General features: G+C 63.8%; 25 protein-coding genes and 1 pseudogene. 21 read left to right on the top strand and 5 right to left on the bottom strand.

The window, feature by feature from the left end; all coding sequences use genetic code 11:
• Positions 1 to 130 precede the first annotated feature (130 nt).
• Positions 131 to 607, top strand: a pseudogene (locus FNJ84_RS19695) (hypothetical protein); the annotation flags it as partial.
• Here the strand turns inward: FNJ84_RS19695 and FNJ84_RS19690 are convergent.
• A complete protein-coding gene (locus FNJ84_RS19690) occupies positions 594 to 2651 on the bottom strand; it encodes a DUF262 domain-containing protein (protein WP_143794893.1) in 2058 nt (685 codons plus the stop codon). The pseudogene FNJ84_RS19695 and the gene FNJ84_RS19690 sit on opposite strands and share 14 nt — an antisense overlap.
• Before the next feature lie 190 nt (positions 2652 to 2841).
• Here FNJ84_RS19690 and FNJ84_RS19685 point away from each other — a divergent pair, with 190 nt between their 5' ends.
• The 8 genes from FNJ84_RS19685 to FNJ84_RS19650 all read left to right on the top strand — a co-directional run bounded on the left by FNJ84_RS19685 (position 2842) and on the right by FNJ84_RS19650 (position 14280).
• The gene (locus tag FNJ84_RS19685; protein ID WP_255471316.1) at positions 2842 to 3228 is read left to right on the top strand and encodes an MbcA/ParS/Xre antitoxin family protein; all 387 of its coding nucleotides are present in this window, start codon (positions 2842 to 2844) and stop codon (positions 3226 to 3228) included.
• A gap of 162 nt (positions 3229 to 3390) precedes the next feature.
• Entirely contained in the window at positions 3391 to 5487 is a 2097-nt protein-coding gene (locus FNJ84_RS19680) for an N-6 DNA methylase (protein WP_143794891.1), read from the top strand.
• Positions 5484 to 6659, top strand: a complete 1176-nt coding sequence (locus tag FNJ84_RS19675; protein ID WP_143794890.1) for a restriction endonuclease subunit S — start codon at positions 5484 to 5486, stop codon at positions 6657 to 6659. Before FNJ84_RS19680 ends, FNJ84_RS19675 begins: the two co-directional genes overlap by 4 nt.
• 15 nt (positions 6660 to 6674) lie before the next feature.
• Entirely contained in the window at positions 6675 to 9917 is a 3243-nt protein-coding gene (locus FNJ84_RS19670; protein ID WP_143794889.1) for a type I restriction endonuclease subunit R, read from the top strand.
• A 339-nt stretch (positions 9918 to 10256) separates the two neighbouring features.
• Complete coding sequence (locus FNJ84_RS19665) at positions 10257 to 11012, top strand: SDR family NAD(P)-dependent oxidoreductase (RefSeq protein ID WP_143794888.1); 756 nt, start codon at positions 10257 to 10259, stop codon at positions 11010 to 11012.
• A gap of 186 nt (positions 11013 to 11198) precedes the next feature.
• A complete protein-coding gene (locus FNJ84_RS19660) occupies positions 11199 to 12461 on the top strand; it encodes a site-specific DNA-methyltransferase (RefSeq protein ID WP_143794887.1) in 1263 nt (420 codons plus the stop codon).
• Entirely contained in the window at positions 12458 to 12958 is a 501-nt protein-coding gene (locus FNJ84_RS19655; RefSeq protein WP_143794886.1) for a hypothetical protein, read from the top strand. The genes FNJ84_RS19660 and FNJ84_RS19655 overlap by 4 nt, the downstream gene beginning before the upstream one ends.
• Positions 12958 to 14280, top strand: coding sequence for a site-specific DNA-methyltransferase (locus FNJ84_RS19650; RefSeq protein WP_143794885.1), 1323 nt, complete (start codon positions 12958 to 12960; stop codon positions 14278 to 14280). Before FNJ84_RS19655 ends, FNJ84_RS19650 begins: the two co-directional genes overlap by 1 nt.
• A gap of 17 nt (positions 14281 to 14297) precedes the next feature.
• Here the strand turns inward: FNJ84_RS19650 and FNJ84_RS19645 are convergent, their stop codons facing one another.
• The 4 genes from FNJ84_RS19645 to FNJ84_RS19630 all read right to left on the bottom strand — a co-directional run bounded on the left by FNJ84_RS19645 (position 14298) and on the right by FNJ84_RS19630 (position 16543).
• Positions 14298 to 15173 (bottom strand): HNH endonuclease, encoded by an 876-nt coding sequence (locus FNJ84_RS19645; RefSeq protein ID WP_185968607.1) that lies wholly within the window; start codon positions 15171 to 15173, stop codon positions 14298 to 14300.
• 129 nt (positions 15174 to 15302) lie between these two features.
• Positions 15303 to 15896, bottom strand: a complete 594-nt coding sequence (locus FNJ84_RS19640; RefSeq protein WP_143794883.1) for a DUF3489 domain-containing protein — start codon at positions 15894 to 15896, stop codon at positions 15303 to 15305.
• A 95-nt stretch (positions 15897 to 15991) separates the two neighbouring features.
• Entirely contained in the window at positions 15992 to 16216 is a 225-nt protein-coding gene (locus FNJ84_RS19635) for a hypothetical protein (protein ID WP_143794882.1), read from the bottom strand.
• Positions 16217 to 16327: 111 nt separating this feature from the next.
• Positions 16328 to 16543: a hypothetical protein gene (locus FNJ84_RS19630; protein WP_143794881.1), complete on the bottom strand. Its 216-nt coding sequence runs from the start codon at positions 16541 to 16543 to the stop codon at positions 16328 to 16330.
• 133 nt (positions 16544 to 16676) lie between these two features.
• Here FNJ84_RS19630 and FNJ84_RS19625 point away from each other — a divergent pair, with 133 nt between their 5' ends.
• The 12 genes from FNJ84_RS19625 (at position 16677) to FNJ84_RS19570 (ending at position 25811) form a co-directional block, all read left to right on the top strand.
• Complete coding sequence (locus tag FNJ84_RS19625; protein ID WP_143794880.1) at positions 16677 to 17213, top strand: hypothetical protein; 537 nt, start codon at positions 16677 to 16679, stop codon at positions 17211 to 17213.
• On the top strand, positions 17161 to 19203 hold the full coding sequence (locus FNJ84_RS19620; RefSeq protein WP_143794879.1) for a phage terminase large subunit family protein: 2043 nt from the start codon (positions 17161 to 17163) through the stop codon (positions 19201 to 19203). The genes FNJ84_RS19625 and FNJ84_RS19620 overlap by 53 nt, the downstream gene beginning before the upstream one ends.
• The gene (locus FNJ84_RS19615; protein WP_143794878.1) at positions 19203 to 19418 is read left to right on the top strand and encodes a phage head-tail joining protein; all 216 of its coding nucleotides are present in this window, start codon (positions 19203 to 19205) and stop codon (positions 19416 to 19418) included. The genes FNJ84_RS19620 and FNJ84_RS19615 overlap by 1 nt, the downstream gene beginning before the upstream one ends.
• Positions 19419 to 19420: 2 nt before the next feature.
• A complete protein-coding gene (locus tag FNJ84_RS19610; RefSeq protein WP_143794877.1) occupies positions 19421 to 20932 on the top strand; it encodes a phage portal protein in 1512 nt (503 codons plus the stop codon).
• Positions 20932 to 22242 carry a S49 family peptidase gene (locus tag FNJ84_RS19605; protein ID WP_143794897.1) on the top strand — a complete coding sequence of 437 codons (1311 nt, stop codon included), beginning with the start codon at positions 20932 to 20934 and terminating at the stop codon, positions 22240 to 22242. The genes FNJ84_RS19610 and FNJ84_RS19605 overlap by 1 nt, the downstream gene beginning before the upstream one ends.
• A 53-nt stretch (positions 22243 to 22295) precedes the next feature.
• Entirely contained in the window at positions 22296 to 22676 is a 381-nt protein-coding gene (locus tag FNJ84_RS19600) for a head decoration protein (protein ID WP_028720892.1), read from the top strand.
• A gap of 25 nt (positions 22677 to 22701) precedes the next feature.
• Positions 22702 to 23727: a major capsid protein gene (locus tag FNJ84_RS19595; protein ID WP_108644479.1), complete on the top strand. Its 1026-nt coding sequence runs from the start codon at positions 22702 to 22704 to the stop codon at positions 23725 to 23727.
• A gap of 12 nt (positions 23728 to 23739) precedes the next feature.
• Positions 23740 to 24054 (top strand): hypothetical protein, encoded by a 315-nt coding sequence (locus FNJ84_RS19590; RefSeq protein WP_143794876.1) that lies wholly within the window; start codon positions 23740 to 23742, stop codon positions 24052 to 24054.
• 6 nt (positions 24055 to 24060) lie between these two features.
• Complete coding sequence (locus FNJ84_RS19585; protein WP_143794875.1) at positions 24061 to 24690, top strand: DUF6441 family protein; 630 nt, start codon at positions 24061 to 24063, stop codon at positions 24688 to 24690.
• Positions 24691 to 24753: 63 nt separating this feature from the next.
• Positions 24754 to 25011, top strand: coding sequence for a type II toxin-antitoxin system ParD family antitoxin (locus tag FNJ84_RS19580; protein WP_143794896.1), 258 nt, complete (start codon positions 24754 to 24756; stop codon positions 25009 to 25011).
• Positions 25011 to 25355 carry a type II toxin-antitoxin system RelE/ParE family toxin gene (locus FNJ84_RS19575; protein WP_097031994.1) on the top strand — a complete coding sequence of 115 codons (345 nt, stop codon included), beginning with the start codon at positions 25011 to 25013 and terminating at the stop codon, positions 25353 to 25355. Before FNJ84_RS19580 ends, FNJ84_RS19575 begins: the two co-directional genes overlap by 1 nt.
• A 33-nt stretch (positions 25356 to 25388) precedes the next feature.
• Entirely contained in the window at positions 25389 to 25811 is a 423-nt protein-coding gene (locus FNJ84_RS19570; RefSeq protein ID WP_143794874.1) for an acyl-CoA transferase, read from the top strand.
• Positions 25812 to 25824 lie beyond the last annotated feature (13 nt).

The raw sequence follows: 25824 nt of genomic DNA, 5'->3' as shown, positions 1-25824 counted from the left end.
GATGTCCACCCCATAGTCCCTGAGAAACTCCACCGTAGTCGCCATCGCGAAACTCCCGCCCAATCTCCATCAGGCGCGAAATCTCAGGTCACGTGAAAATGCGGAAGGTGGGGCACAGGCGACGCTTACCACGCACGAGGACGCCGAGGTGATCGCCGCCACCGTGGCCGGGATCCCCGACAACCTCGGCGGCAAGCGAATGGCGATCCGCGTCGCCGAACTTGCCCGCGCCGGGCTGACCCCGGACTGGATGCCCGGCGCCGTCCCGCGCTGCGTGCCGAGCATCGTCAAGCAGAACCAGCATGGCACGCATGCGGGAACCATCATCGTGGGCGTCGAACGCATCCGCGTGCGCGGCGCGAATGCGCGCGCCACTTGGAAGACAATCGACATCCTCGCCTGCCCGGTCACATTCTCCCCCCACCCGCAGCAGATCGAGGCCGCCCGGCGGGGATATGACGACTGGCGGCAGGCGCTGGGCTGGGTTCGGGACGGGCTTATCGCGGGCGGGATGCTGCGAGAGGTCGAGGTGACAGGGGCGATGCCGAAGGCGCGGCCTTGGCTGCGTTCGCAACCCGAACCAGTGTCACCGCCTACGCGAACTTGATGAAAAGCTCCTCTTCCATCCCCAACTCGGACAGAGCCAACTTCATTCTTTCAAACTTGTTGGTGGAGTCGATATTGCCCTCGACAAAATACCCCTCCGCCACCCGAACGGCTTGCCGCAACGTATCAGGCTCGGACGTCAGCTGTATCCGTTCACCAAGCTTGGTGCCTTGAAACGCATCGGGCTGAAGCACCAGAAGCTGTTCCAGCACCTCGACATACAGCTTTGCGACCTGCGTCACGTTCAAGCGGGCACCGAGGAAGACCGCATACTCCAGGCGCTTGAACCGAGGCTCTTCCGCATCGAAAATGTTGATCTCGTCTCCGTTCGTCTCTGCGACGACTTCGATAGACGGCGCGGGCCAGACCTCCAGAAAGCGTTTTGCGATTCGATCCGCGCGCGCTTCGACCTGCTTCACGCCCCATCCGTCGAGGACCTGAAGGTCGCGGTTGAGCCAAAGGCGACTGAACCGGTAGCCTTGTTCGCCACCGTCTTCGTTCATGTCCCGCTTATCGACGAAGAGTTTGTTCCCCAACCGGCCGTTGTTTCCGGACAGCGTGAGGTTCCCAATCGTGTTGAGATACTTTTCGCTGAGCAAGCCGTACTCGTCAGCGGCCAGAGCACTTCGCCATGCAGGCTCCGGGTTCTGCGGGAAGATATGCTCGACGGTGATACCAGGAACCGTGACGTCCACCAGTTCCCTGTTGTTGTGGTTTTCCACGCGGTCGAAGAAGTATGTCCTCGTCCGGCTTTTCGTGCTGTAGATGTCCTTCTCCCGCAACATCGCGATTACCTCAGCGTCCCGCGGGAAACGCTGGCTGCCGCCGCGTTGCATCAAGGAACGCTCGATCGACACCAGATATTCTGCTGGGTCCACGCGGTCGTACAAACTCATAAAAATCTTGTTCAAGGCGTTTGTCGGAAGGCTGAGGATGAACCGGCGCCAGACATAGCTCTGCACTAGCCGCAGAACGGCCGCGAACACATCGCGGGAGATGATCCCGGCGGTGAAATCCCGATAGACTGGCATCAGAAACGGGAAGGCCACGTTGACCTCCAGCGTCCGGATGTAGCCCAGCTCGCGTCGGATCTCGGGGTCGCTTTCAAGGTCAGGGTTCAGCAGGCGCGCGTAGACATGAGAGAATTCGCGCAACTCTTCGAGGGCATCCATAAGGTCGGCCGAGTTCGGCACTGGGTAGCGTTCCTTGAACTTGGCATAGACTGCCCCCTTGTTCGGAATATCCTTCTGCTTCAGAGTCAGAAAATCACGAATGAAATCCGACACTCGGCTCTCGTTAACCTCCCGGTTCCTTGCGTTCGCCTCGATAGGCTCCCAGAACTTCCGGAAAACCTGCTCCTGCTCTTTCCGGGGCAAACCCATTAGAATGTAATTTCTGATCAGATCAGCTTGCGACAGCTCAAGACCCGTCGAATTCAGGCTTTCGAAGATGCGCTGCGGATTATCCTTCTGCCGATCAAGTGCGATGTCGACGAAGATCAGTTTCGACACGCCGCGGAGAACGACGTCGAAATTGGCATCCGTTATGCGCGCTTGGAAGAAGCGAAAGTTTTCGATAAGCCGAGAAAAGCCTGTTGCCTTAACGGCCTCCTTCGGATCCATGATTTGGGCCAAGGCGACTTTGTTATTATCTGTGGGCTTCAGCTTCAGCTTCTCTGTGTCGTCTGCGAACTCATTGATCAGATAGGTTTTGAAGATCCGCTGGGCTTGTTGGTCCTTCCCCGTCGCCATAGCGTGCCGATAGAGCGCTATGAAAATCAACGTCAGGGTGGTCAGGCGTTGCTGCCCGTCGATGATCGTCAGCTCGCGAAGGCCGGAAGCCGTGTAGACGTCGTCGTGGACGTAGACGATGCTGCCGATGAAGTGCCCAGACTGGCTCTCGTCCGCGCCGATTGCCAGGATATCGTTGAACAGCTGCTGGCACTGCACCCGGGTCCAGTCGTAGTTCCGCTGGTAGACGGGGATGGCGAAAGCTGTCTCGCTACTGGCCAAGAATCGGTCGACGCGGGTTTCGGCAGCTTTCATGCAGTGGCTCCAGATTTCTCATGTTTTCGAGACCCTACGTGATTGATGGTGGCGAGTCACCAGCGAGGGCGCAGCACAGTTTGCGGCCCAGGGCGCAACACAGGAGCTCAAGCCTTGCCAAAGGCGATCCGTCGATCATGGTGAGGGCAAATGGGAAGGTGCGATGCGATTTGCAGCGGTTTCTTCGAAGATGGCACGAGCTGGTTATTCGGTCATAACCGACGATGAGGCTGCGGCCTTGGCGCGCGCGACCGTCAATCTGTTCCGCGCCTGGCACCTGACAGATGCAGAGGCGCGCGTGCTGCTCGGCGACCTGTCTTCGCGCACATGGGCACGCAGGAAGGCTGGCGACGTCGGCCGAATTGGCCGTGACTTGCGCTCCCGGATGGCCACTCTGATGGGGATCCACATCGCGCTGCGCACGATCTTCACTGAGCCGGACAGGGGCTACGCATGGATCCGCCTGCCCAACGAAGCATTCGAGGGACGCTGTGCGTTGGACATGATGATGCGCGGTGAGATCAGTGACCTGGTCGACCTGCGCGCGTATCTGGATGCAGAGCAAAGCGCCTGGTGAAGGCGCACGTCCGCTGCCTTGAATCGCCGCAAAGGCCAAGTTGCGCCACGCGATCCACCCAAACACTTGAATCAGCGCGTGAATGGCCCCGCTCAGACTGGCGCCTTGGCGCAATCACAGGTTATAGCTTGGACGTACCGCAAGAATTGAAGGGGGCGCTCCTTGGAGCAGATCAGCAACATTGAAAAACGCCTCTGGGGTTCGGCGGACACCCTTCGCGCGAACTCGAACTTTGCCAGCAATGAATACTTCATGCCCGTCATGGGCCTGATCTTCCTGCGCCACGCCTATTCCCGGTTCCTGAAGGTGCGGGACGAGATCATCCCCACCTTGCCAAGCCGGGGCGGCGTCGTCCGTGACCTGACCAAGGAAGACTTCTCCCGCCGCGGTTCCATCTACCTTCGCCCGGAAGCCCAGTTCGACATTCTCGTTAGCCTGCCTGAGGGTCAGAGTGCCGCGACCGCCCTGATCGCTGCTATGGAGAGCATCGAGGGCGATTACGAGACGCTGAAAGGCTTGCTGCCCAAGCAGGAATACGCGGAACTGGACGACGAAGTCCTGCGCCAGGTCCTGCGCATCTTCAATGACCCGGCGCTGCAAAGGGCTGATGGCGACGTGTTCGGCCGCATTTACGAATACTTCCTGACCCAGTTCGCCGACCAGAAGGCCCATGACAACGGCGAATTCTTCACCCCGGTCAGCATCGTCGAAACCATCGTCAACGTAATCGAACCCGCACGCGGCAAGGTGATCGACCCCGCCTGCGGGTCTGGTGGCATGTTCGTGCAGTCGGCGCATTTCGTGGAAATGCAGAAGGCCAACCCGAACGAACGCCTGACCTTCTACGGGATGGAAAAGAACCCCACGACCATCCGGCTGGCCAAGATGAACCTCGCCGTTCACGGGCTGGAGGGCGATATCCAGAAGGCGATCAGCTACTACGAAGACCCCCACAAGGACCACGGCCCCTTCGACTATGTGATGGCCAACCCGCCCTTCAACGTCGACGAGATCGACGCCGAAAAGATGAAGGACGACAAACGCCTGTCCTTCGGCCTGCCCGGCGTCAACAAGGGCGGCAAGGTGTCGAACGGCAACTACATCTGGATGTCGTTCTTCCATTCCTACCTGTCGCCGCGCGGTCGGGCGGGGATCGTCATGTCCTCGCAGGCCTCCTCCGCGGGCGGGAAAGAGGCCGATGTCCGTCAGGCGCTGGTCAAGACCGGCGATGTCGACATCATGATCGCGATCCGGGGCAACTTCTTCTACACCCGCACCGTGCCGTGCGAGCTGTGGTTCTTCGACAAGGCCAAGCCCGACCACCTGCGCGACAAGGTGCTGATGCTGGACGCGCGGCATGTGTTCCGCAAGGTCACGCGCAAGGTCTATGACTTTTTGCCCGAACAGATGCGCAACCTGACGGCGATCACCTGGCTGTATCGCGGGCAGACTGACCGCTTCACCGCCCTTGTGCAGGACTATCTGGAAACCGCGCGGACCGAGGCTGAAGGGGCGGATTTCACCGACCTGCTGGCGGCGGTTGATGCCTGCGCGGCCTTTTTCGCCACGCATCTGGACGATGCCACCGTGACCGAGGCCGCGCAGCGCCTGCGCGCGGATTGCGACGCCTTCGCCACGGCGGCCGCAAACCTGATCGCTGCGCCTGCTGAGATCGCCACGCTGAATGCGCGGCTGTCGGTGATGCAGCCGGTGGGCGATGCGGCCAAGGCACTGATTAAGGAAATCGACGGCATGTCGAAACTCCTGCAAAAGGCGCAAGAGGCGCTGGCGGCCAAGGGCGACCGTCAGATCGAGGCGCAGACGAGCGAGGCCGCCGCCAAGCGCGTGACGGCCGAGGTGCGGAAAGTCGCGGCCGAGGGGAAAAAGCTGCTGGCGGCGGTGGCAGAGGCGCGTGTGGCGCTGACGGGCGATCCTTCGGTGCAACTGGTGGTGACGGGCAGCCTGAAACGGTTCCGCTATTTCGAAGGGCAGGCGCACTGGCTGCTGTCGCGCTTCCCCGATGGGGTGCTGCGCGATGTGCAGGGGCTGGTCAAGCTGGTGGATCACGCGGAACTGGCCGCCAATGATTACAGCCTGACGCCGGGGCGCTATGTCGGCGTCGCGCCAGAGGTCGAGGATGACGAGTTCGACTTTGAAGAGGCGCTGCGCGAAATCCATCTGGAACTGGACGGGCTGAACACCGAGGCCACGGAACTGGCCGAGGTGATCGCCAAGAACTTTGAAGAGTTGCTCGGATGAGTTGGCCGATCCAGAGGTTCGCAACCCTCGCTGCTGATACGAGGAATGCTCTGGTTGGCGGCCCCTTCGGCTCAAAGCTGACCACGCGGGATTACGTCGATGAGGGCGTGCCCGTCATTCGCGGCGCGAACATGAGCAATGGGCGCTTCATCCTAGAAGATGACTTCGTGTTCGTTACGGACGAGAAAAAGCGCAAAGACCTTCAGAGCAATCTTGCGAGACCGGGCGATTTGATTTTCACCCAACGAGGCACTCTTGGTCAGGTTGCCATCATCCCCGACGATGCCTCCTTCAGCGAGTTCGTCGTGTCACAAAGCCAAATGAAGGCAACCCTTGACCCTGAAAAGGCGGACACAGCCTTTTACTACTACTTTTTTAGCTCCCAGAACGTGGTCGACACGATTTTAAACATGACCTCGTCCTCTGGGGTTCCGCACATCAATCTTGGAACGCTGAAAGACTTTGAGGTTCCTGTTCCACCGCTCCCCACTCAACAGCGCATCGCGGGGATACTCTCGGCCTATGACGACCTGATCGAGAACAACCGGCGGCGGATCTGGTTGTTGGAACAGGCGGCGCGGCTGCTTTACCGCGAATGGTTCGTGCACCTCTGCTTTCCCGGCCATGAGACGACAAAGATCGTCGATGGCCTGCCGGAGGGGTGGAGCCGCTGTGCCGTTGAAGACTTGCTCGTGCTTCAAAGGGGCTTCGATCTTCCCGTTGGCGACCGTAAAGAGGGCGACGTTCCCGTCTATGGCTCAACTGGTATTGTCGGCTATCACAACGAACCGAAGGTTCCTGCGCCAGCGATCATCACCGGGCGTTCCGGTAGTCTGGGACAGGTTGCCATCAGTGACACGCCCTGTTGGCCGTTAAACACCGCCCTTTGGGTCAAGGAATTGAAGGGTATTCCCGCAACTCTCGGCTATTTCCTTTTGGTCAGCTTGGAACTCGAAAAATACAATGGCGGCGCATCTGTGCCGACCCTTGATCGGAAGGTGGTTCACCGTTTGCCTGCGGTTCGCCCATATTCCGATGTTGCCGATCAGTTTGACGCAATTGCATCCAAGAGCTTTCAGACCATCGCAAAGCTCAGAACCTATAACCTTCAACTCACCCGCGCACGCGACCTGCTCCTCCCGCGCCTGATGGATGGACGCATTCCTGTTTAAGTGTAGTCTTTGCCCATGAACGATTTCACCGAAGATCAGCTTGTCCAGAAAACCATGGCCGACTACCTCGCCACCCAGCATGGCTGGCGCGTGGTCATGGCCTGGAACAAGGAGGTCTTCGGGGCAGAAGGCACGCTGGGCCGCAAGTCCGACAAGGACGTGGTGCTGACGCGCCATCTGTCCGAGGCGCTGCTGCGGCTGAACCCCGGTCTGCCCGACATGGCCTATGGGGCGGCGCTGCGCGAGATCACCGATATCTTCGGCTCGCAATCCCTGCTGCACATCAACCAGGACAAATACGCCCTGATCCGCGACGGAGTGCGGGTAAAGTTCCGCCAGGACGGCGAACAGCGCAGCGAACGGCTGCGGGTGTTCGATTTCGACGCCCCCGAAAACAACGACTTCCTCGCCGTGCGCGAGCTGTGGGTGCGCGGCTATGCCCACCGCCGCCGCGCCGACATCGTGGGTTTCGTCAACGGCCTGCCGCTGATGTTCTGCGAGCTGAAGCGCCCCGACCGCGACCTGAAACGCGCCTATGCCGAGAACCTGTCGGATTACAAGGACACGGTCCCGCACCTGTTCCACTTCAACGCCTTTGTCATCCTCGGCAATGGCGAGCTGGCCAAGATGGGGTCGATCAGCGCGGATTACGACCATTTCTCGGACTGGCTGAAGCTGGATGAGCGCGACCGCCGCGACGAGCTGCTGCCGATGGAGGCGCTGCTGCGCGTCGTCTTCGACAAGCGGCGGTTCATGGACCTGTTCGAAAACTTCATCCTGTTCGCCGACACCGCGAACGGCCCGGTGAAGATTTTGGCCAAGAACCACCAATTCCTCGGCGTTAACCGCGCGGTCGATGCAGTGGCCAACCGCCGCGCGCTGGACGGCAAGCTGGGCGTGTTCTGGCACACCCAAGGGTCGGGCAAATCCTTCTCGATGGCGCTGTTCACGCAGAAGGTGCATCGGCGGCTGGGCGGTGATTTCACCTTTCTGGTGCTGACGGACCGGACCGATCTGGACAATCAGATCTACAAGACCTTCGCCAGCGTGGGGCTGGCCAACAACGACAAGGACCCCTGCCGCGCCGGATCGGCGCAAGAGCTGCGCGATCTGCTGGGCCAGCAGAAGAAGGTGATCTTCGGGATGATCCAGAAGTTCACCGACGATCAGGCGAAGGCGGGCATCTATCCCGACCGCGACAACATCATCGTGGTGACGGACGAGGCGCACCGGTCGCAATATGGCACGCTGGCGCTGAACATGCGCAAGGCGCTGCCCAATGCCGCCTTCATCGGTTTCACCGGCACGCCGCTGTTTTCGAATGATGAGGTCACGAAGAAGGTCTTTGGCGCTTACATTTCGACCTATGACTTTCAGGACGCGATCGAGGACGGAGCGACCCTGCCGCTTTACTACGACGCACGCGGCGACAAACTGCGTCTGTCAGGCGACGGGCTGAACGAAAAGTTGGCCGCCGCCATCGCCGATGCCGAAATCGACGACCCGGATGTGGCGGCCAAGCTGTCGGATGACCTGAAGCGCGAATACCACATCGTCACGGCCGAACCGCGCCTGCGCCATATCGCGAAGGATTTCGCGTGGCACTTTTCGTCGAACTGGGAAAGCGGCAAGGCGATGTTCGTCGCCATCGACAAGGTCACGGCCGTCAGGATGTATGATTTCATCTCGGAAGCCTGGACCGCCCGGATCGCGGAACTGGAGAAGGGCCTGGTTCATGTCTCCGACGACCAGGAACGCGTGATCCGCACCCAACAGATCGAATGGATGCGCAAGACCGAGATGGCCGTCGTTGTCAGCGACGAGCAAGGCGAGGTTCAGAAGTTCAAGAACTGGGGCCTCGACATCATCCCGCACCGCAAGCGGATGAAAGATGGCTTCACGGTCAAGGAAGTGGTTGGCGGACGGGAGGTCGAAAAGCGCCTTGATGTGGAAACCGCTTTCAAGCGCGATGACCACCCGTTCCGGATCGTGATCGTCTGTGCGATGTGGCTGACCGGCTTCGATGTGCCGTCACTGTCGACACTGTATTTAGACAAGCCCCTGCAGGCGCACACGCTGATGCAGGCCATCGCCCGCGCCAATCGGGTCAAGGAAGGCAAGAACAATGGTCTGATCGTCGACTATTGCGGGATCCTGAAGAACCTGCGGAAGGCGCTGGCAACGTTCGCGGGCCACACCGGAGGCAGTGGACCGATGGGCGGTGGCGAGGACGAGCCGACCGTTGATCCGTTGAACCCGGAGGAGGCCCTTCTTGCCGAGCTTGCAGAGGCCATCCAGATCGTGCGCGAAGGCCTGCGGGCGGATGGCTTCGGCCTAGAACGGCTGCACGTGGAAGATGGCTTCAAGAAGCTAAAGGCGCTCAAAGATGCCAAGGAATTCATCAACTCCAATGACGAGTCCCGGAAGCGCTTCGAAATCGCGGCACGGGCGGTGTTTCGCAAATACAAGTCCTGCCTGACCTTCGCGAAGGTCGAGACCTTCAAGGCCGACTATCAGGCGATCAACTACATCTACAGTTCGCTCCAAGACGACAAGATGGCCGCTGATACGTCAGCGATCATCCAGAAGCTGAACGCAATCGTGGCGGAGGCCATAGACATCCGGCCTGACAGCGAGGGCGAGCGGGTCTTCGACATCTCGAAGGTCAATTTCGAACTGCTTCGAAGGGAATTTGCAAAGAGCGAGCGCCCTGCCAGCGACGTGCAGGATCTGCGGACGGTTCTTCAGGAGCGACTGGCAAAGATGCTGGCCGCCAATCCAACCTTGACCGATTTCCAGGATCGCTTCGACACGATTGTGACGGAGTACAACAAGGAAAAGGACAAGAACACGATCGAGGCGACCTTCGAAGCGCTGATGCGGATCGCGGCCGACCTCGAGGAGGAGGCGCAAAGTCACGTCGCGCTGGGCCTGACACAGGAGCAGAAGCCGGTCTTTGACCTGCTGATGCGGGATGATTTGTCGAAAGAAGAAATCCGACAGATCAAATCTGTATCTGTCGAAATCCTGCAGGCGATCCAGCGCCGAATGGAGGAGGTTCAGGATCTCTTCCAAAAGCAAAGCACCCGTGACGGACTTCGCCAAGAGATCTACGATCTGCTTTACGATGACCGGACGGGACTTCCGGCTTCCAAGTATGACGACGATGCGCTTTCACAAAAGACAGACGCCATATTCCAGTACTTCATGCACCGATTTGACTACGGCATTGCCGCTGGCGCGCACGCCGGTCATTGACGACCGCTCCCCCCTCCTATGGTTCCTCCCGGGCGCTGAACGTATGCGGGGGGGCGCAGCGCGGCAGTTCGCTAGCGACTGGATTCCTCACCGGGGAATCCACTTGGAAGCCACCCCGAATGCCATCAGACAAAAAGTCGTTACAAGTCATGTGCTTGCCAAATCACGATCTTGGCGAGGTGGATTCCCGACCGGAATCCACCCTGGCCAGTTATTGGAATCCACCTGGCACAGAAACAAGCGTAGAATTTCCATCGTGCCAACCGCACCGCGTGACATCCTCCCGCTGGGCTGGCTATCCTGTGCTCCACGAACAAATGGCAGGCGAAGGAGGACAGCATGGATCTGCGTTTTGACGGAAAGACGGTGATCGTCACCGGTGGTGGCTCGGGCATCGGGGCAGCCACGGCAGAGGAACTGGCCAGCAGTGGCGCAACCGTCATTGTCGCCGACCTCAACCTCGAGCATGCCGAGAAGGTGGTGAAGGGGATCACTGACCACGGCGGGAAGGCCTCTCCCTTCGCGGTCGATGTGGCGAAGGCCGATCAGGTGAAAGCCATGGTCGATTTCGCCGTGGCAAAGACCGGCGCAATTTACGGCATCGTTAACAACGCCGGAATTGGTGGACCTGCAGCCCCGACTGGCAGCTATGACCTCGAGGGCTGGCAGAAGGTCATCGACATCAACCTGTCGGGCGTTTTCTACGGCATGCGCTTTGCCATCCCTGAGATTGAGAAGGCAGGCGGTGGCGCGGTGGTGAACGTGGCCTCCATCCTCGGCTCAGTCGGCTTTGCCAATTCCACGGCCTATGTCAGTGCCAAGCATGCGGTCGTCGGCGCGACGAAGAACGCGGCCCTTGAACACGCCGCGGGCAGGGTGCGGGTCAATTCCGTCGGTCCCGGCTTCATTCAAACGCCGATGGTCGCCGATGCACTGGATGAGGCCACGCTGAAGTTCCTCGAAGGCAAGCACGCCCTGAACCGCCTCGGCCGGTCAGAAGAGGTGGCCGCGCTGATCGTATTCCTGCTGTCGGAGCGAGCCAGCTTCATCACGGGCTCCTACCACCTCGTCGATGGCGGCTACACGGCACAGTAACGGGACCCAGTGTCAACGCAGCAGGCCAAAACTGAGAATCGACAGAAGCGATTGAATCCGCTTCACTTTTCGGGTTGACAGACCTGCCCCCATTGACCTACCCCTTGATCATCGAAGAATTGCGCCCGGAGGAACCCCCTCGCGGGCGCTTTTCCTTTTCCTCCTCCACATCCCGAGCCCCATCCCATGGACCTCGTCTTCGCGCCGAGCCAGGTTGAATCCTGGCCGATTGCCCGGCTGCGCCCCTATGCCCGCAATGCCAAGATGCATGGCGACGATCAGGTGGCGAAGATCGCCGGCAGCATGGCCAAGTTCGGTTGGACCGTGCCCTGCATGGTAGCCGACGACGGCGAACTGATCGCGGGCCATGGTCGGGTGCTGGCCGCGACCATGCTCGGGCTGACTGAGGTGCCGGTGATCCGGCTCAGCCACCTCGACGAGGCCGAACGCCGGGCCTACCGGATCGCCGACAACAAATTAACAGAACTGGGCGAATGGGACGAATCCCTGCTGCGCGACGAGATCGCGGGGCTCTTGGCCGAGGATTTCGACCTGACGCTGCTCGGCATCAGCGACGATGACCTCGACGCGCTGCTGCGGGATCCCGAGACGCTGGGCGGCGATGGCCCGGTCGAGGGCGAGGACGATGTTCCGGAGCTTCCGGTCACGCCGGTGTCGGTGCCGGGAGACCTCTGGCAGCTGAAGGCGCATCGCCTGATTTGCGGCGACAGCACTGTGGCCGATGTGGTCGGGCGGCTGTTGGGCGATGTGCGTCCCCTGCTCATGGTCACCGACCCACCCTACGGCGTGGAGTACGATCCCTCTTGGCGCAATGCCGCGGGGGCCGCGAAGACGAAACGCACCGGCAAGGTTCTGAACGACGACCGCGCCGACTGGCGCGAGGCATGGGCGCTGTTTCCCGGTGACGTCGCCTATGTCTGGCACGGGGCGCTGCACGCGGCGACCGTGGCGGACAGCCTGGCGGCCGCGGGTTTCGCCATCCGGTCGCAGATCATCTGGGCCAAGGACCGGCTGGTGCTCAGCCGGGGCGATTACCACTGGCAGCACGAACCCTGCTGGTATGCGGTGCGCGCCAAGGGCAAGGGTCACTGGGCGGGGGACCGCAAGCAGACGACGCTGTGGCAGATCGCCAACCGGGATCAGGATGCCGATACGGTCCACGGCACGCAGAAGCCGGTCGAATGCATGCGGCGGCCGATCCTGAACAACTCGAGCCCCGGCCAGGCGGTCTATGAACCCTTCATGGGATCCGGCACCACGCTGATCGCGGCCGAGACCACAGGGCGGGTCTGCTTCGGGATCGAGTTGAACCCGGCCTATGTCGATGTCGCCATCGAGCGCTGGCAGTCCTTCACCGGCCAAGAGGCGGTGCTGGCGGAAACCGGCGAGACCTTCGCCGCCCTCAAGTCAAGGAGACTGGCGACATGAACGATGTCCTCGCCATCCAGCAGGCTGCAACCAGCGATGACGAAATCGCCGTGCTCGCCAGCGCGGTGACCGACGATCAAGAAAAGCTGCGCGACGCGAAAGGCTATCCCCAGATCAATGCGCTGCAACAGGATCTGCAGGCGACGCGCCAGCGCTTGGCCGTGCTCTTCGGCGAACGCCATGGCTGGCACCTGACCCGGTCGGGCTTTTCGCCCTCGGTGCTGGCGCGGCGCGGATTGTTCAATGGTCGCGGCTATCACGTTGATCCCTGGCCGCACGAGCTTGTCGACCATGGCTATTTCTACCGGAAGGACCGGAAGGCCGCCGCGGTGGCCGCGCATCTCTATGGCGACTTCGATGCCGCGAAGCGTCAGGACACCGAAGCGACCGCTGCGCTCTACGGGCTTCGCGTCACCTGGCCCGAGGACTTCCCAAGCTGGTATCTTCCAGGCCGAACCACGCTCATCGTCTGCACACCGGCGACGGACCCTGCGTGATGATCATGCCACCTGGGCGGGTCGAACTCTGGCCCCTAATCCGTCTCCGGCCCTACGCCCGGAATGCCAAGACGCATGACGCCGACCAGGTGGCCAAGATCGCCGCCAGCATGGCCGAGTTCGGCTGGACCGTGCCGGTGCTGGTCGCGGCCGATGGCGAGTTGATTGCGGGGCACGGCCGCATCCTAGCCGCGGCACAGCTCGGGCTGGCGGAGGTGCCAGTCATCGTGCTCGGCCATCTGACCGAGGCGCAGCGCCGGGCCTATCGGATCGCCGACAACAAGCTGACCGAACTGGGCGGATGGGACGAGGCGCTGCTGCTCGAGGAACTGCGCGAGCTGATGGCCGAGGACTTCGACCTCGGGCTGATCGGCATCCCCGAGGGCGAGCTGGACGCGCTGCTGCACGATGCCAACGACCGGACGCCCATCGACGACGACACCGCCGACACCATCCCCGAGGCCCCGGCCGAGCCGATCACCCGCCCAGGCGACATCTGGGCGCTGGGCGATCACCGACTGATCTGCGGCGATGCGACCGACCCGGCCGTGGTCGCACGGCTGATGAACGGCGCGCAATCATCGCTCCTCTTCACTTCCCCGCCCTACGCGCAGCAGCGCGACTATGGCTCGGCGAAGGAAAAGGTCGGCGATTGGGATGCGCTGATGCAGGGCGTCTTCGCCACGGCCCCCGTCACCGCCGATGCCCAACTGCTGGTCAACCTCGGCCTCGTCCATCGCGATGGCGAGTGGATTCCCTATTGGGAGGGCTGGGTCGACTGGATGCGCGCACAGGGCTGGCGGCGCTTCGGCTGGTATGTCTGGGACCAGGGGCCCGGCCTGCCCGGCGACTGGAACGGCCGCCTCGCACCGTCGCACGAGTTCATCTTCCACTTCAACCGCGCACCGCGCAAACCGCACAAGACCGTGCCGTCCAAGCACGCGGGCGAGACTTTGGGCGGCGGCGGCCTGCGCGGGGCCGACGGCACGGTCCATCGCAAGACCGGCTACGGCAACGCGATCCAGAGCCATCGCATCCCGGACAGCGTGTTCCGGATCATGCGCCACAAGGGCGGGCTGGGTGCCGCCGGATCGCACCCGGCCGTTTTCCCCGTGGCGCTGGTCGAGGCGGTGCTGGAAGCCTTCACCGGCCCCGGCGACCTGGTGTTCGAACCCTTCTGCGGCTCCGGCACCCAGCTGATCGCTTCGGAACGCACCGGGCGGCGTTGCTGTTCGGTCGAACTGGACCCGGTCTATTGCGACGTCGCCGTGCGGCGGTGGGAGATGGCGACGGGGCGGAAGGCAGTGCAGCAAGTAGGTTGACAGACGAAGGATGCTCCTCAACGTCGCTGCGGTAGAATCTTTCTGAGCTCTTTCACCGTTAGCCACGGTCGCATGGTGTGAATGGCCCGGTGACAGTTAGGGCAAACCATCCGCAGATCCGAGACCTTGGTTGCACCCTCATGCTTGTCGTCTGAAAGCGGAACATCGTGATGCGCTTCGATGATCCGATTACGCATCTTGGACGATCCGAAGTGCTTTTCCGGATCCAATCCGCATGCCTCGCAGGATAGCCGCCCGTTCTTCTCGATGAAAAGCTTCTTCGCCAACTCAACGACGCGACGGCTGCGCTCACGGGATTTGTGCAGCTTTTCGACCAAGAGCCCTTCAGGGAAGCTTGTTGCTTCCTCTTGATCGACTGCGACAGCAGTATCATTCGCGAGCACTCGTGCTTTGATCGCAGCATACTGGTCTTCTGTCATAGGAAGAGCGCGGTAACCGGGATGGACGACCTTGTAGATATCGGTCGGCATCGGAACAGGCTGTGCAAGAATATACAGATCCTGTGGGGCAACCGAGACGCGATAATCGTCCGCCTCCCGCTTAAGACGTGTCGCAATTTGATCAACGCTTAACCGCCCATAGATCGATCCGAGGCTATCATCCTCATTGAGCGCAAACACCTCTTGAGCGCGCCTCTGCAATATCTGCTCCGGCAGTTGCGAAACGCCATAAGTTGTATTCTCGACAAATCCTAAAATCATCGGAACCGGGCTTGCATGAGCCCCAAGCACAAAATTGAATTGCCCTTTGTCAAAGCCTGCTGGTGTTGACCGAAGGTAGAGATGGTAGCGACCATCTTTCCAGACATCCTTGGCAAAATTCCAATCTTCATGCCCAAGGCCCTGAGTGCCAACATAGTCGTCACCACCCATCCGGCCGCCATGTGGGCGCCTCCAGCCTTGATCATTGCCAGCCATCCGAATGTATCTGAAGTTTATCATACCGTGCGCCCGCGTTGCTCTGTTCAGCTGGCGCAGCCGTTATGGCCGAGTCAATGACCTTTACGAGCCGCGAATAGCGAGGCTTTGGTGACGGAGGCCGATGCCGATGCGATACACCGTCCCCCTGCCCTCGGCCTTTTCGGCGGTGATGGGCAGACCAAGCTTCTTCTTCAGCGCCCCCGAGATCGAGCCCCTTACCGTGTGCGCCAACCATCCGGTGGCCTCGACCATCTCGGCGACCGTCGCTCCCTCGGGGCGCTGGAGCATGGCGATGATCTGCGCCTGCTTGGTGCCAGCGCGGATGGCGACGGGTTTCGAGGCATCGGCGTCGTCGGGCATCTGCACCGGTTTCGGCTTCGCCTTCCGCGCGATGGCAACGGCGCTGGCCGCCAACGGCTCGATCCCGATGACCTCCAGCCCGGCCTCGGTCGCGATCAGCGTGGTGCCGTGGCCGTCGCCGGTCTCGCGCCACATCGGCTCGCCGCGGCGAAGGTTGGCCTCGACCTCCTCAAGCCACCCACGGGCGATCATCTTGCCGACCACCATCTTGGCGGCGGCGCCGACCAGCCCCTCGGGCAGCGGCAGGGCGAGGTTGCCGGGCCGGGTCGCGGCACGGGACAGGATCAGGGACTGGGTATCGGACGGGGTGGTCATTGGGGCCTCCGGGCGCTGTGGCGCGCGGTGTGCGCGCCTTCTACGGAGGCAAGCCCCGTCCTCGGACGGGGCGGCCGTCGCACCGCGTGGGCGCGTCAGGCGGCGTGTTCGCCTTCCTTGAAGGCGCTGTCGGTGATCTGGCGCAGCAGGCCCGCGTAGTGCTTCAGCGTCCCGACATGGCCCCAATGGATGTCGTCGGGGTGGGTCTCGAAGTGGTCGTCGCTGAGGGCCCTCAGGCGCTCCAGCATCACGTCGATCTCGGCCTTCGCGGCGATGAAGGCGTCGAGAGCTTTGGAATTGTCGGCGGCGCGGCGGGTCATGGCGGGGCATCCTTCGGTGAGTTGCATCGTTCTGGTGCGAACACCATCGCTCTGTCGGGCGGATGATCGTAGGCAAATCGGAGCAATATCAGTGCTTTCTGATCATGCCGGTCAGATCAGCCGCATCTCGGCCAGCGTGCGGCTGGCGGCACCCAGCTGGGCGGTGGGCAGTTCGATCTTCAGGTGCGAGAGGACGTCGGAGGCCTCGGCCGGGATTCCGCTCTCGCGCAGTACCTGCTCGATGATCTCGGCAATGGCGTCCGGGCGGCTCAAATCGAAGCCCTCCGGAAGGGTGGAGTAGTCGATGCGGATGGTGGTCGTGGTCATGGTGAAGCCCTCCTGGGATCGGCGCGATGCGGCCTGTTGATGGGAGCAGAATCGCTCCGGAGGGGGAGACAATCAACGGGATTGATTGTCTTTTCCTGTTAATTTTCAATATCTTGACGGACTTCACGGCGCCATGAAAGGCATGAGCGAACGCGAGTACGCGGCCCATTCCGGTCTGTCGCGCGGCGGGGTCCAGAAGGCGCGCAAGAACGGTCGGCTGGTGGTCCATGACGACGGGTCGATCAACGCCGCGGCCTCGGATGTGCGGCGGGCGGAGATGACGGATCCCGACCAGCAGCGGCGGTCACTTGGTGGGGATGGGCTTGCCAGCGGCCCCGGCGAGACGACGTCCTACATCAAGGCGCGCACGGCGCTGACGGTTTACGCGGCGCAGGAACGCCAGCTGGCCGTGCAGAAGAAGAAGGGCACGCTGGTCGACCGCGCGCGGGCGGAAACGCTGGTGTTTCGCCTGGCGCGGCAGGAACGGGATGTCTGGGTCACCTGGCCCGGACGGGTGGCCGCGCTGATGGCGGCGCAGATCATGGCGGAGGTGGAACGGCAATCCGGGGCATCGGTGACGATCGAGACCGCAATCATGCAGAGGGTGCTGGAAGCCCATGTCCGCGAACAGCTCGACGCCCTCGCCGACCTCCGGGTTTCCCTCGGATGACGACAACGACCTGACCGCCGGTCTCGACCTCGGCTTCGACGGCGCTGAAGACCTGCTGCGGGTCTGGCGGCAGGGGCTGCGCCCCGATCCGAACCTGACCGTGTCGGAATGGGCGGATCAGCATCGCTGGCTGTCGTCGCGGGGCGCGGCCGAGCCGGGGCGCTATCGCACCGCCCGGGCCCCTTACCTGCGCGAGATCATGGATGCGCTGTCGCCCGGCCATCCGGCGCAGCGCATCACCTTCATGAAGGCGGCGCAGGTCGGGGCGACCGAGGCGGGCAACAACTGGATCGGCTTCGTCATCCACCATGCGCCGGGGCCGATGCTGGCGGTGCTGCCGAGCCTGGAACTGGCCAAGCGCACCTCGCGCGGCCGTCTTGATCCCCTGATCGCGGACAGCCCGGCGCTCCGCGAACGGGTGAACCCGGCACGGTCGCGGGATGCCGGGAATTCGATGCTGTCGAAGGAATTCCCCGGCGGCATTCTGGTGCTGACCGGCGCGAATTCTGCCACCGGCTTGCGGTCGATGCCCGCGCGCTATGTGTTTCTGGACGAGGTCGACGCCTATCCGGCCTCGGCCGACGAGGAAGGCGATCCGGTCACACTGGCCGAGGCGAGAACGACCACCTTCTCGCACCGGCGCAAGGTGTTCATGGTCTCGACCCCGACGATCCGGGGGCTGAGCCGGATCGAGCGGGAGTTCGAGGCTTCGGACCAGCGGCGCTACTTCGTGCCCTGCCCGCATTGTGGGGCGATGCAGTGGCTGCAGTTCGACCGCCTGCGCTGGGCGAAGGGGAAGCCGGAAACGGCGGCCTATCACTGCGAGGGCTGCGAACGCGCCATCGCCGAGCACCACAAGACTGAGATGCTGGCCAAGGGGGAATGGCGGGCAACAGCGGTTTCCAGGGATCCGAAGGCCATCGGCTTCCATCTCTCGGCGCTCTATTCGCCACTCGGGTGGAAAAGCTGGTCCGACGTTGCGCGGGAGTGGCTCGCGGCCCAAGGCTCAGACGAGACGCTGCGCGTCGCGCGCAACACGCTTCTGGGCGAGACATGGGTCGAGTCTGGCGACGCGCCGGAATGGCAACGGCTGGCGGATCGGCGAGATTCCTGGAAGCCGGGCACCGTGCCGATGGCGGGGTTGTTCCTGACGGCCGGTGCCGACATCCAGAGGGACCGCATCGAGGTCGACATCTGGGCCTGGGGTCGGGGCCTCGAAAGCTGGCTTGTCGATCACATCGTCATTCCGGGCGGGCCTGGCGATCCGGCCGCATGGGACAAGCTGACCGCCTTGCTCGGGCGCAGCTGGCAGCACGCCAACGGCGCCTTCATGACCGTGGCACGGCTTGGCGTCGATACCGGCTACGAGGCCGCGGCCGTCTATGCCTGGTCGCGCAAGGTCGGGTTCGAACAGGTGGCGCCCCTCAAGGGCCTCGAAGGGTTCAACCGGGCGGCACCCGTCTCGGGCCCGACCTTCGTCGATGCGAACATCGGCGGGAAACGCCTGCGCCGGGGCGCGCGGCTCTGGTCGGTAGCGACGGCGACCTTCAAGGCAGAGACCTATCGGTTCCTGCGGATCGAGCGGCCGAGTGATGAGGACCGCGCCACAGGGGTGCTGGACGCGCCCGGCACGATCCACCTCCCAGGCTGGGCCGACACCGAATGGCTGAAGCAGCTGGTGGCGGAACAGCTGGTCACGATCCGCAACAAGCGCGGCTATGCCCATCAGGAATGGCAGAAGATGCGCGAGCGGAACGAGGCGCTGGACTGCCGGGTCTATGCCCGTGCCGCGGCATGGATCCTCGGCGCCGACCGATGGGACGAGGCGACTTGGCGGCGGCTGGAAGCGCAGGCGGGCGTGGAAACGCGCATGCCGACGGCCGTCGCAACCGACATCGCCACACAAGACCCGGCCCAGCCCAAGGCCGGAACCCTGACCACGCCGCGCCGGAAACGGCGGGCCTATACCCCGAACTTCATGAGGGACTGATGGATCTCGACCGCATGCAGGCCCTGCTGACCGCGCTGCAGGAAGCCCGCTTCGCCGGGCTGCGCAGCGTCAGCTACGACGGCAAGACGGTGACCTACGGCTCGGATGCCGAACTGGCCGCAGCCATTCGGGACTTGGAGGGGCGCATCGCAGCGGCCAGCGGCACATCTGCCCGCCACCGTCGCTGGGGCACGGTCGCGACGAAGGGCCTATGACCATGGTTCTCGACGCATTCCGTCAGCGCCTTGGCAGCATCATCGGCGGGTTTGACGCCGCGCAGTCCCACCGGCGCATGCGCGGGTTCCGGGCGACACGCGCGCATGTGAACACGTTGATCGCCGCCTCGGGCGAAACCATCACCGCCCGGGCACGCTGGCTCGTGCGCAACAACGGCTATGCCGCAAACGCGGTCGATGCCTTTGCGAACCACGTCGTCGGTGACGGGATCAAGCCCTCGTCGAAGATCGCGGATGCTGCGAAGAAGGAGGAGCTGCAGAAGCTCTGGCTCGCCTGGACGGACGAGGCCGATGCCGAGGGCCTGACCGATTTCTTCGGCCTCCAGCGCCGGGCCGCGCGGGAAGTGTTCCTCGCGGGCGAGGTCTTCCTGCGCATCCGCACCCGGCGTCCCGAAGATGGTCTGACCGTGCCGATGCAGCTGCAGATGCTCCCCTCGGAAATGCTGCCCCAGGACATGACCCGCGTCCTGCCCGGCGCGGGGTCGATCCGGCAGGGCATCGAATTCGACGGGATCGGGCGGCGCGTGGCGTACCACTTCCTGCGCCGCCATCCGGGCGACATGACCGATCCGGGGCTGGCCGGGGAAACGGTGCGCGTGCCCGCATCCGAGGTGATCCACATCCTCGACCCGGTCGAAGCCGGGCAGTTGCGCGGCGTGTCGCGCTTTGCCGCAGCCGTCGTGAAGCTCTTCACCCTCGACCTCTACGACGATGCGGAACTGGAGCGGAAGAAGACCGCGGCGATGTTCGCGATGTTCATCACGTCGCCAGCGCCAGAAACGGCCCTCGATCCCGCCGAGGACGATCTGGAGGTCGAACCGGGCCAGGTCGTGCGGCTGGACCCGGGCGAAGATGTCACGACACCGTCCACCCCGGACTCGGGCAGCACCTACGAACCCTTCCAGTACCGCACGCTGTTGCAGATCGGCGCGGCGCTGGGCGTACCGTATGGGTACCTCACCGGTGACACGGCCAAAGGGAACTTCTCGAACACGCGGATTGCGCTGGTCGACTTCCGCCGCCGCATCTCGGCCTTCCAGCATTCGGTCATGGTCTATCAGCTCTGCCGCGCCGTCTGGACGCGCTGGATGGACATGGCGGTGCTGGCAGACGCCATTGATCTGCCGGGCTTTGCCGCCGACCGGCGCCAATACCTGGCCTGCGACTGGCTCCCCACGAAATGGGACTGGATCGACCCGGCCAAGGATGCCGCGGCGGAAATCCTGCAGATCGAAGCAGGCCTGAAATCCCGCACGCAAGCCATCGCCGAACGCGGCTACGACGCCGAACAGGTCGACAGGGAAATCGCCGCCGAACGCAAACGCGAGGCGGAACTCGGCCTCGACTTCCGGCGGCCGGGATCGCCCGCGCAGGCGGTCGGTGGCGGCGCTGGGGCAGGTGATGCCGAGGGCCAGCGGCAGCAACAGCAGGACAGCGACGATCAGGATGACGACGGCGAGAACCGGGCACCCCGGCCCGCGGAGGAAGGATGATGCACCACACCCAGATCGCCCAGCGCGTCTTCAACACGCCCCTGATGGTCGATCCCGCCAAGGCGCTGGCCTTCCTGACCGGGCTTGGCCCGCGGATCATGGGCAGGGAAATCAGCGTCGAGTGGGTCGAAATCGCCTCCGAAGCGCAGGAGGCCGCCAGCCTGCCCGTCCGGGCGTCGTTGTTCGGTGATGATCTGACCAACCGACAGACGCGAAACGGCAGTCAGCCCTTCGCAGTCGTCGACGGGATCGCGGTCATCGAGATCGCGGGCACGCTGGTGCATCGCGGGGCATGGATCGGGCAATCCTCCGGCCTGACCTCCTACGAGGGGATCGCGGCGCAGCTCCAGGCGGCGCTGGCCGATCCGTCCATTCGTGGCATCGCCCTCGACATTGACAGCTTCGGTGGCGAGGTCGCAGGGGCCTTCGACCTCGCCGACCGACTCCGAGCCGCCCGGACGCAGAAGCCAGTCCATGCCTTCGTCGCGGATCACGCGCTGTCCGCAGCCTATGCGCTGGCCTCCCAGGCCGACCGGATCATCCTGCCCCGCACCGGCGCTGTCGGCAGCATCGGTGTCGTGGCCATGCACAGCGACATGAGCGGGGCGCTGGACCAGAAGGGCATCGCCGTCACGCTGATCCACGCCGGGGCCCGCAAGGTCGATGCGAACCCTTACCAGCCCCTGCCCGAGGCCGTCCGCGACAGGATCGCGGGCGAGTTGGAAGACCTCCGCCAGCTCTTCTCCGAAACCGTCGCCGAAGGGCGTGGTCGCCGCCTCAACACCCTACGCGCGCTGGGCACCGAGGCCGCCGTCTTCCGCGGCGAGGCGGCAGTGTTTGCCGGTCTCGCCGACGAGGTGGCCGATCCGGTCACCGCCTTCCGCGCTTTCGCCGCCGCACCCCGCGGCAAAACCACCCCCAGAGGAAAGGGCCCGATGATGACCACTGCCCCCGAAGACCATGCGCAGCCTGCAACTGCGCCCGCCGCCAGCACCCCGCCGGAACCGGCCCCGCCCGCGGCAGTCGCGCCGCCGCAAACCACAGCGGCCGCCATGTCGCCCGAAGCGATCCGGGCGGAGGCGGCCGAGGTCGCTCAGGTCTGCGCGCAGGCGGCTCGCCTTGGCATCCAGATCGATGCCGCAGACGCAGTCACCAAGGGTGTGAAACCCGAAGCGCTGCGCGCGAAGGTGCTGGCCGATCTTGCCGCGCGCAGTGATGCCGCGGCCATCATCGCCACGGCCCCGGCGGCTGGCACCAAGGAAAGCCCCATCGTCGCGGCCGCGAAAAAGTCGGCCGCCGCCTCGCGCTGACAATTCCGCCCGCGCTGGGCGCCCCCATCCCCCAACATCCTGGAGTCTGAACCATGCCCGTCCTGACGGAACCGCCCAGCATGGGCGATGTCCTCAAATACGAGGTCAACCCGAACTACACCCGCGAGGTGGTGACGCTGCTCGCGGGCATGCCCTATCCCGTCGGCTCGGTGCTCGGGAAAATCACGGCCAGCGGCAAGTTTACCCTGTCGCCCGCGACCGGAGCCGACGGCTCGCAGGTCGCCACGGCCGTCCTGCTCTATGCCGTTGACGCGACGCTGGCCGATGCCATCGGCATCGTGCTGGTCCGCGGCCCCGCCATCGTCTCGCGCGCCGCCCTCGCCTACGGCGCCACCGTCGATGACGGCACCAAGATCGCCGCCAAGATCACCCAGCTGGCCGCCGTCGGCATCATCGCCCGTGACGGCGTCTGATCCCCTTATCCCCCGGAGCATCCCCATGACCCTCGTCCGCAATCCCTTCGACGCTGGCGGCTATTCGCTGGCCGAGATGACGCAGGCCATCAACATCCTGCCCAACCTCTACACCCGCCTCGCCCAGATCGGCCTCTTCCGCTTCGAAGGGGTCAGCCAGCGGTCGGTCATCATCGAGCAATACGAGGGTGTCCTGAGCCTCCTGCCCTCCGTCCCCCTCGGCGGCCCCGCCACCGTCGGCACCCGCGAGGGTCGCTCGATGCGGTCCTTCGCGCTGCCATGGATCCCGCATGACGACGTTGTCCTGCCCGCCGACATCCAGGGGCAGCCCGCGCTGGGCGGCGCGTTCGATGCTGCCGATCCCCTCGTCGAGGTGATGAACCGCAAGCTGCTCCTCATGCGGCGCAAGCATGCCCAGACCCGCGAATACATGGAGATGAACGCCCTGCGTGGCATCGTGAAGGACGGGGCCGGGACCACCCTCTACAACTACTTCACCGAATTCGGCCTGGCGCAAATCTCCGTCGACTTCGTCCTCGGCACCGCAGGCACGAACGTGCAGGGCAAGGTCCGCGAGGTGCTGCGGGCCATCGAAGACAATCTGCTGGGCGAGGCCATGACCAGCGTGCACGCCCTCGTCAGCCGCGAGTTCTTCGACAAGCTGATCGCGCACCCGAAGACGGAAGAGGCTTACAAGTTCTACGCCTCGACCGGCGCCCAGCCGCTGCGCGAAGATGTGCGGCGGAACTTCCCCTTCGGGGGCATCCTGTTCGAGGAATACTCGGGCACCGTCACGCTCTCGACCAAGGCCACCGAACGGCTGGTCCCCGCGAACGAAGGCATCGCCTTCCCCTTGGGCACGATGGACACCTTCACCACCTATGGCGGCCCGGCGAACCTGTTGGAGACCGCCAACACCATCGGCCTGCCGCTCTACGCCCGCCAGCATCTCGACGAGAAAGGCCGCTGGATCGACGTGATGACCGAGGCCTCGATCCTGCCGGTGAACAAACGGCCCCGGCTGGCCGTCCGGATCCACAGCTCAAACTGACGGACACAACCCATGTCCGTCTTTGCCGCCGCCATGGACCGCATCTTCACCCATGCGTCCCTGGCGGCCCCGGCCCTCTGGATCTCGGCCACCACCTCCGAGGAACGCCCGATCCGCATCATCCGCCGTGCCCCCGACCGCGTCACCGACTTCGGCGCGGGGCGGTTCATCAGCGACACGACGGTGGTGGATGTGCGCGTCGCCGACCTGCCCGCCCCACGGCCGGGCGACGTGATTGTCATCAACGCGGACAGCCATGTTATCCAGGGAGAGCCGCTGCGCGACCGCGAACGGCTCATCTGGACCCTCGATCTCCGCCCGGCGTGAACCGCGATGAAACTCAAGCTCACCATCGATCCTGACATCGTTGCGATGATGCAGGCGGAAATCGCTGCGGGCGAGAAGGCCGTCACCACCGCCATGCGCGAGGCGGGGGCAGGCCTGAAATCCGCATGGCGCGGCCAGATCACTGGCGCTGGCCTCGGCATCCGGCTCGGCAACTCGATCCGGCTTGCCACCTATCCCAAGGGCAGCGAGAGCCTGAACGCGGCGGCCCTGGTCTGGTCGAACGCCCCAGTGATCGTCGGCGCGCATGACACCGGGCCGCTGATCCGGTCGCGCAACGGGTTCTGGCTGGCCATCCCCACCCCTGCCGCTGGCAAATCCACCCGCGGCGGCCGCATCACCCCTGGCGAATGGGAACACCGCACGGGGCTGGGGCTGCGGTTCGTCTATCGCCGCCGCGGCCCGAGCCTGCTGGTGGCCGAGGGGCGGTTGAACAGCAAAGGCCGCGCCGTGGCATCCCGCGCGAAGACCGGTCGCGGGCTGACCACTGTGCCAATCTTCCTCCTCGTGCCGCAGGTCAAGCTGCGCAAGCGGTTGGATCTGGCGCGGGATGCCGAGCGGGCCATCGACGGCGTGCCGGGGCGGATCGTGGCGGGTTGGGTTGAAACACGATCATGACGGGGCTTGTCGACACGCCAGCCGGATTGGCATATATTGCCAATGATCCGCATGGAGTTTCCGATGGCCACCCGAAACGTCGTCCTGACAGAAGCACAGTCCGACCTCGTTGACCGACTGGTGTCGACCGGCCGGTATCAGAACGCTTCCGAGGCTTTGCGCGCCGGGCTTCGCCTTCTCGAACGGGAAGAGGCGGAACTGAACGATCTGCGTGCTCGCCTGACGACCGGTCTGGAGGAGGCCCGGCGCGGGGATCTGGCGGAGGGAAGTGGTGAGGATGCCATCCGCCGGGCTTTTGCCGCCGCGCGTGCCAATTCCTGATGCCGAAACCATGGCGCCTGACACGACAGGCGGAGGCATCGCTGATCGAGATTGCACGCTGGACCGTCGAGACCTTCGGACCACGACAGGCAGCTGCCTATGAGGATGACCTGATCTCCACCTGCCGCGAGATCGCCGCGGGCACCGCCCTGTCACAGGATTGCCGTCGGCTCATCGACCCCGATCTGGTCGAGGATCTGCGCTTCGCGCGGGCAGGCCAGCATTTCGTGGTCTTCGTCGAAGACGCCGAGCAGGTTATTATCATCGATTTCCTGCACAGCCGCGCTGATCTGCCGCGACGGCTGGCCAACCTGCCCCTCCCGAAAGGCGACAGGGAACACTGACCCCGGGCCTGTCCCGGAACCCCGGAACATAAGATGCCAACCACCCGCGAGACTGTCCTCGCTGCGCTGCACGCGCGGCTGCAACCGCTTGCCGCCCTCACCCTGCGTGACGAGGTGCTGCCCGAGAGGATCCCCGCGGCCGGGCTGATCATCCTGCGCGACGGCCAACCCGGTGAGCCGGAGGTGACGCTGTCGCCGCTGCGCTACCACTACCAGCACCGGGCCGAGCTGGAGGTTGTCGTCCAGGCGGGCAGCGGCCGTGCCAGTGCCTTTGATGACCTGAACGCCGCCATCGGCGCGGCGCTGGAGGCCGACCGGACGCTGGGCGGCCTTTGCGACTGGGTCGAAGCCGAAGCCCCGGCCTCGGTCGACCTGCCGGTCGAGGGCGCCGCGGCCCTGAAGGCGGCGGTGATCACTGTCGTCCTGCACTATACCACCACCGGCCCCCTGGCCTGACATCCCCCACATA

Source organism: Paracoccus sp. M683, assembly GCF_007096355.1.
GTDB lineage: Bacteria > Pseudomonadota > Alphaproteobacteria > Rhodobacterales > Rhodobacteraceae > Paracoccus.
The sequence above is the reverse complement of the archived record's forward strand: the minus strand, read 5'-3'. Positions and strand labels throughout refer to the sequence as shown.

Excerpts from the sequence above, each read along its gene's own strand:
- FNJ84_RS19690 (WP_143794893.1), bottom strand. The coding sequence starts at position 2,651 with ATGAAAGCTGCCGAAACCCGCGTCGACCGATTCTTGGCCAGTAGCGAG.
- FNJ84_RS19685 (WP_255471316.1), top strand. The coding sequence starts at position 2,842 with ATGGCACGAGCTGGTTATTCGGTCATAACCGACGATGAGGCTGCGGCC.
- FNJ84_RS19675 (WP_143794890.1), top strand. The coding sequence starts at position 5,484 with ATGAGTTGGCCGATCCAGAGGTTCGCAACCCTCGCTGCTGATACGAGG.
- FNJ84_RS19670 (WP_143794889.1), top strand. The coding sequence starts at position 6,675 with ATGAACGATTTCACCGAAGATCAGCTTGTCCAGAAAACCATGGCCGAC.
- FNJ84_RS19665 (WP_143794888.1), top strand. The coding sequence starts at position 10,257 with ATGGATCTGCGTTTTGACGGAAAGACGGTGATCGTCACCGGTGGTGGC.
- FNJ84_RS19660 (WP_143794887.1), top strand. The coding sequence starts at position 11,199 with ATGGACCTCGTCTTCGCGCCGAGCCAGGTTGAATCCTGGCCGATTGCC.
- FNJ84_RS19655 (WP_143794886.1), top strand. The coding sequence starts at position 12,458 with ATGAACGATGTCCTCGCCATCCAGCAGGCTGCAACCAGCGATGACGAA.
- FNJ84_RS19650 (WP_143794885.1), top strand. The coding sequence starts at position 12,958 with ATGATCATGCCACCTGGGCGGGTCGAACTCTGGCCCCTAATCCGTCTC.
- FNJ84_RS19645 (WP_185968607.1), bottom strand. The coding sequence starts at position 15,173 with ATGGGTGGTGACGACTATGTTGGCACTCAGGGCCTTGGGCATGAAGAT.
- FNJ84_RS19640 (WP_143794883.1), bottom strand. The coding sequence starts at position 15,896 with ATGACCACCCCGTCCGATACCCAGTCCCTGATCCTGTCCCGTGCCGCG.
- FNJ84_RS19635 (WP_143794882.1), bottom strand. The coding sequence starts at position 16,216 with ATGACCCGCCGCGCCGCCGACAATTCCAAAGCTCTCGACGCCTTCATC.
- FNJ84_RS19630 (WP_143794881.1), bottom strand. The coding sequence starts at position 16,543 with ATGACCACGACCACCATCCGCATCGACTACTCCACCCTTCCGGAGGGC.
- FNJ84_RS19625 (WP_143794880.1), top strand. The coding sequence starts at position 16,677 with ATGAAAGGCATGAGCGAACGCGAGTACGCGGCCCATTCCGGTCTGTCG.
- FNJ84_RS19620 (WP_143794879.1), top strand. The coding sequence starts at position 17,161 with ATGTCCGCGAACAGCTCGACGCCCTCGCCGACCTCCGGGTTTCCCTCG.
- FNJ84_RS19615 (WP_143794878.1), top strand. The coding sequence starts at position 19,203 with ATGGATCTCGACCGCATGCAGGCCCTGCTGACCGCGCTGCAGGAAGCC.
- FNJ84_RS19610 (WP_143794877.1), top strand. The coding sequence starts at position 19,421 with ATGGTTCTCGACGCATTCCGTCAGCGCCTTGGCAGCATCATCGGCGGG.
- FNJ84_RS19605 (WP_143794897.1), top strand. The coding sequence starts at position 20,932 with ATGCACCACACCCAGATCGCCCAGCGCGTCTTCAACACGCCCCTGATG.
- FNJ84_RS19600 (WP_028720892.1), top strand. The coding sequence starts at position 22,296 with ATGCCCGTCCTGACGGAACCGCCCAGCATGGGCGATGTCCTCAAATAC.
- FNJ84_RS19595 (WP_108644479.1), top strand. The coding sequence starts at position 22,702 with ATGACCCTCGTCCGCAATCCCTTCGACGCTGGCGGCTATTCGCTGGCC.
- FNJ84_RS19590 (WP_143794876.1), top strand. The coding sequence starts at position 23,740 with ATGTCCGTCTTTGCCGCCGCCATGGACCGCATCTTCACCCATGCGTCC.
- FNJ84_RS19585 (WP_143794875.1), top strand. The coding sequence starts at position 24,061 with ATGAAACTCAAGCTCACCATCGATCCTGACATCGTTGCGATGATGCAG.
- FNJ84_RS19580 (WP_143794896.1), top strand. The coding sequence starts at position 24,754 with ATGGCCACCCGAAACGTCGTCCTGACAGAAGCACAGTCCGACCTCGTT.
- FNJ84_RS19575 (WP_097031994.1), top strand. The coding sequence starts at position 25,011 with ATGCCGAAACCATGGCGCCTGACACGACAGGCGGAGGCATCGCTGATC.
- FNJ84_RS19570 (WP_143794874.1), top strand. The coding sequence starts at position 25,389 with ATGCCAACCACCCGCGAGACTGTCCTCGCTGCGCTGCACGCGCGGCTG.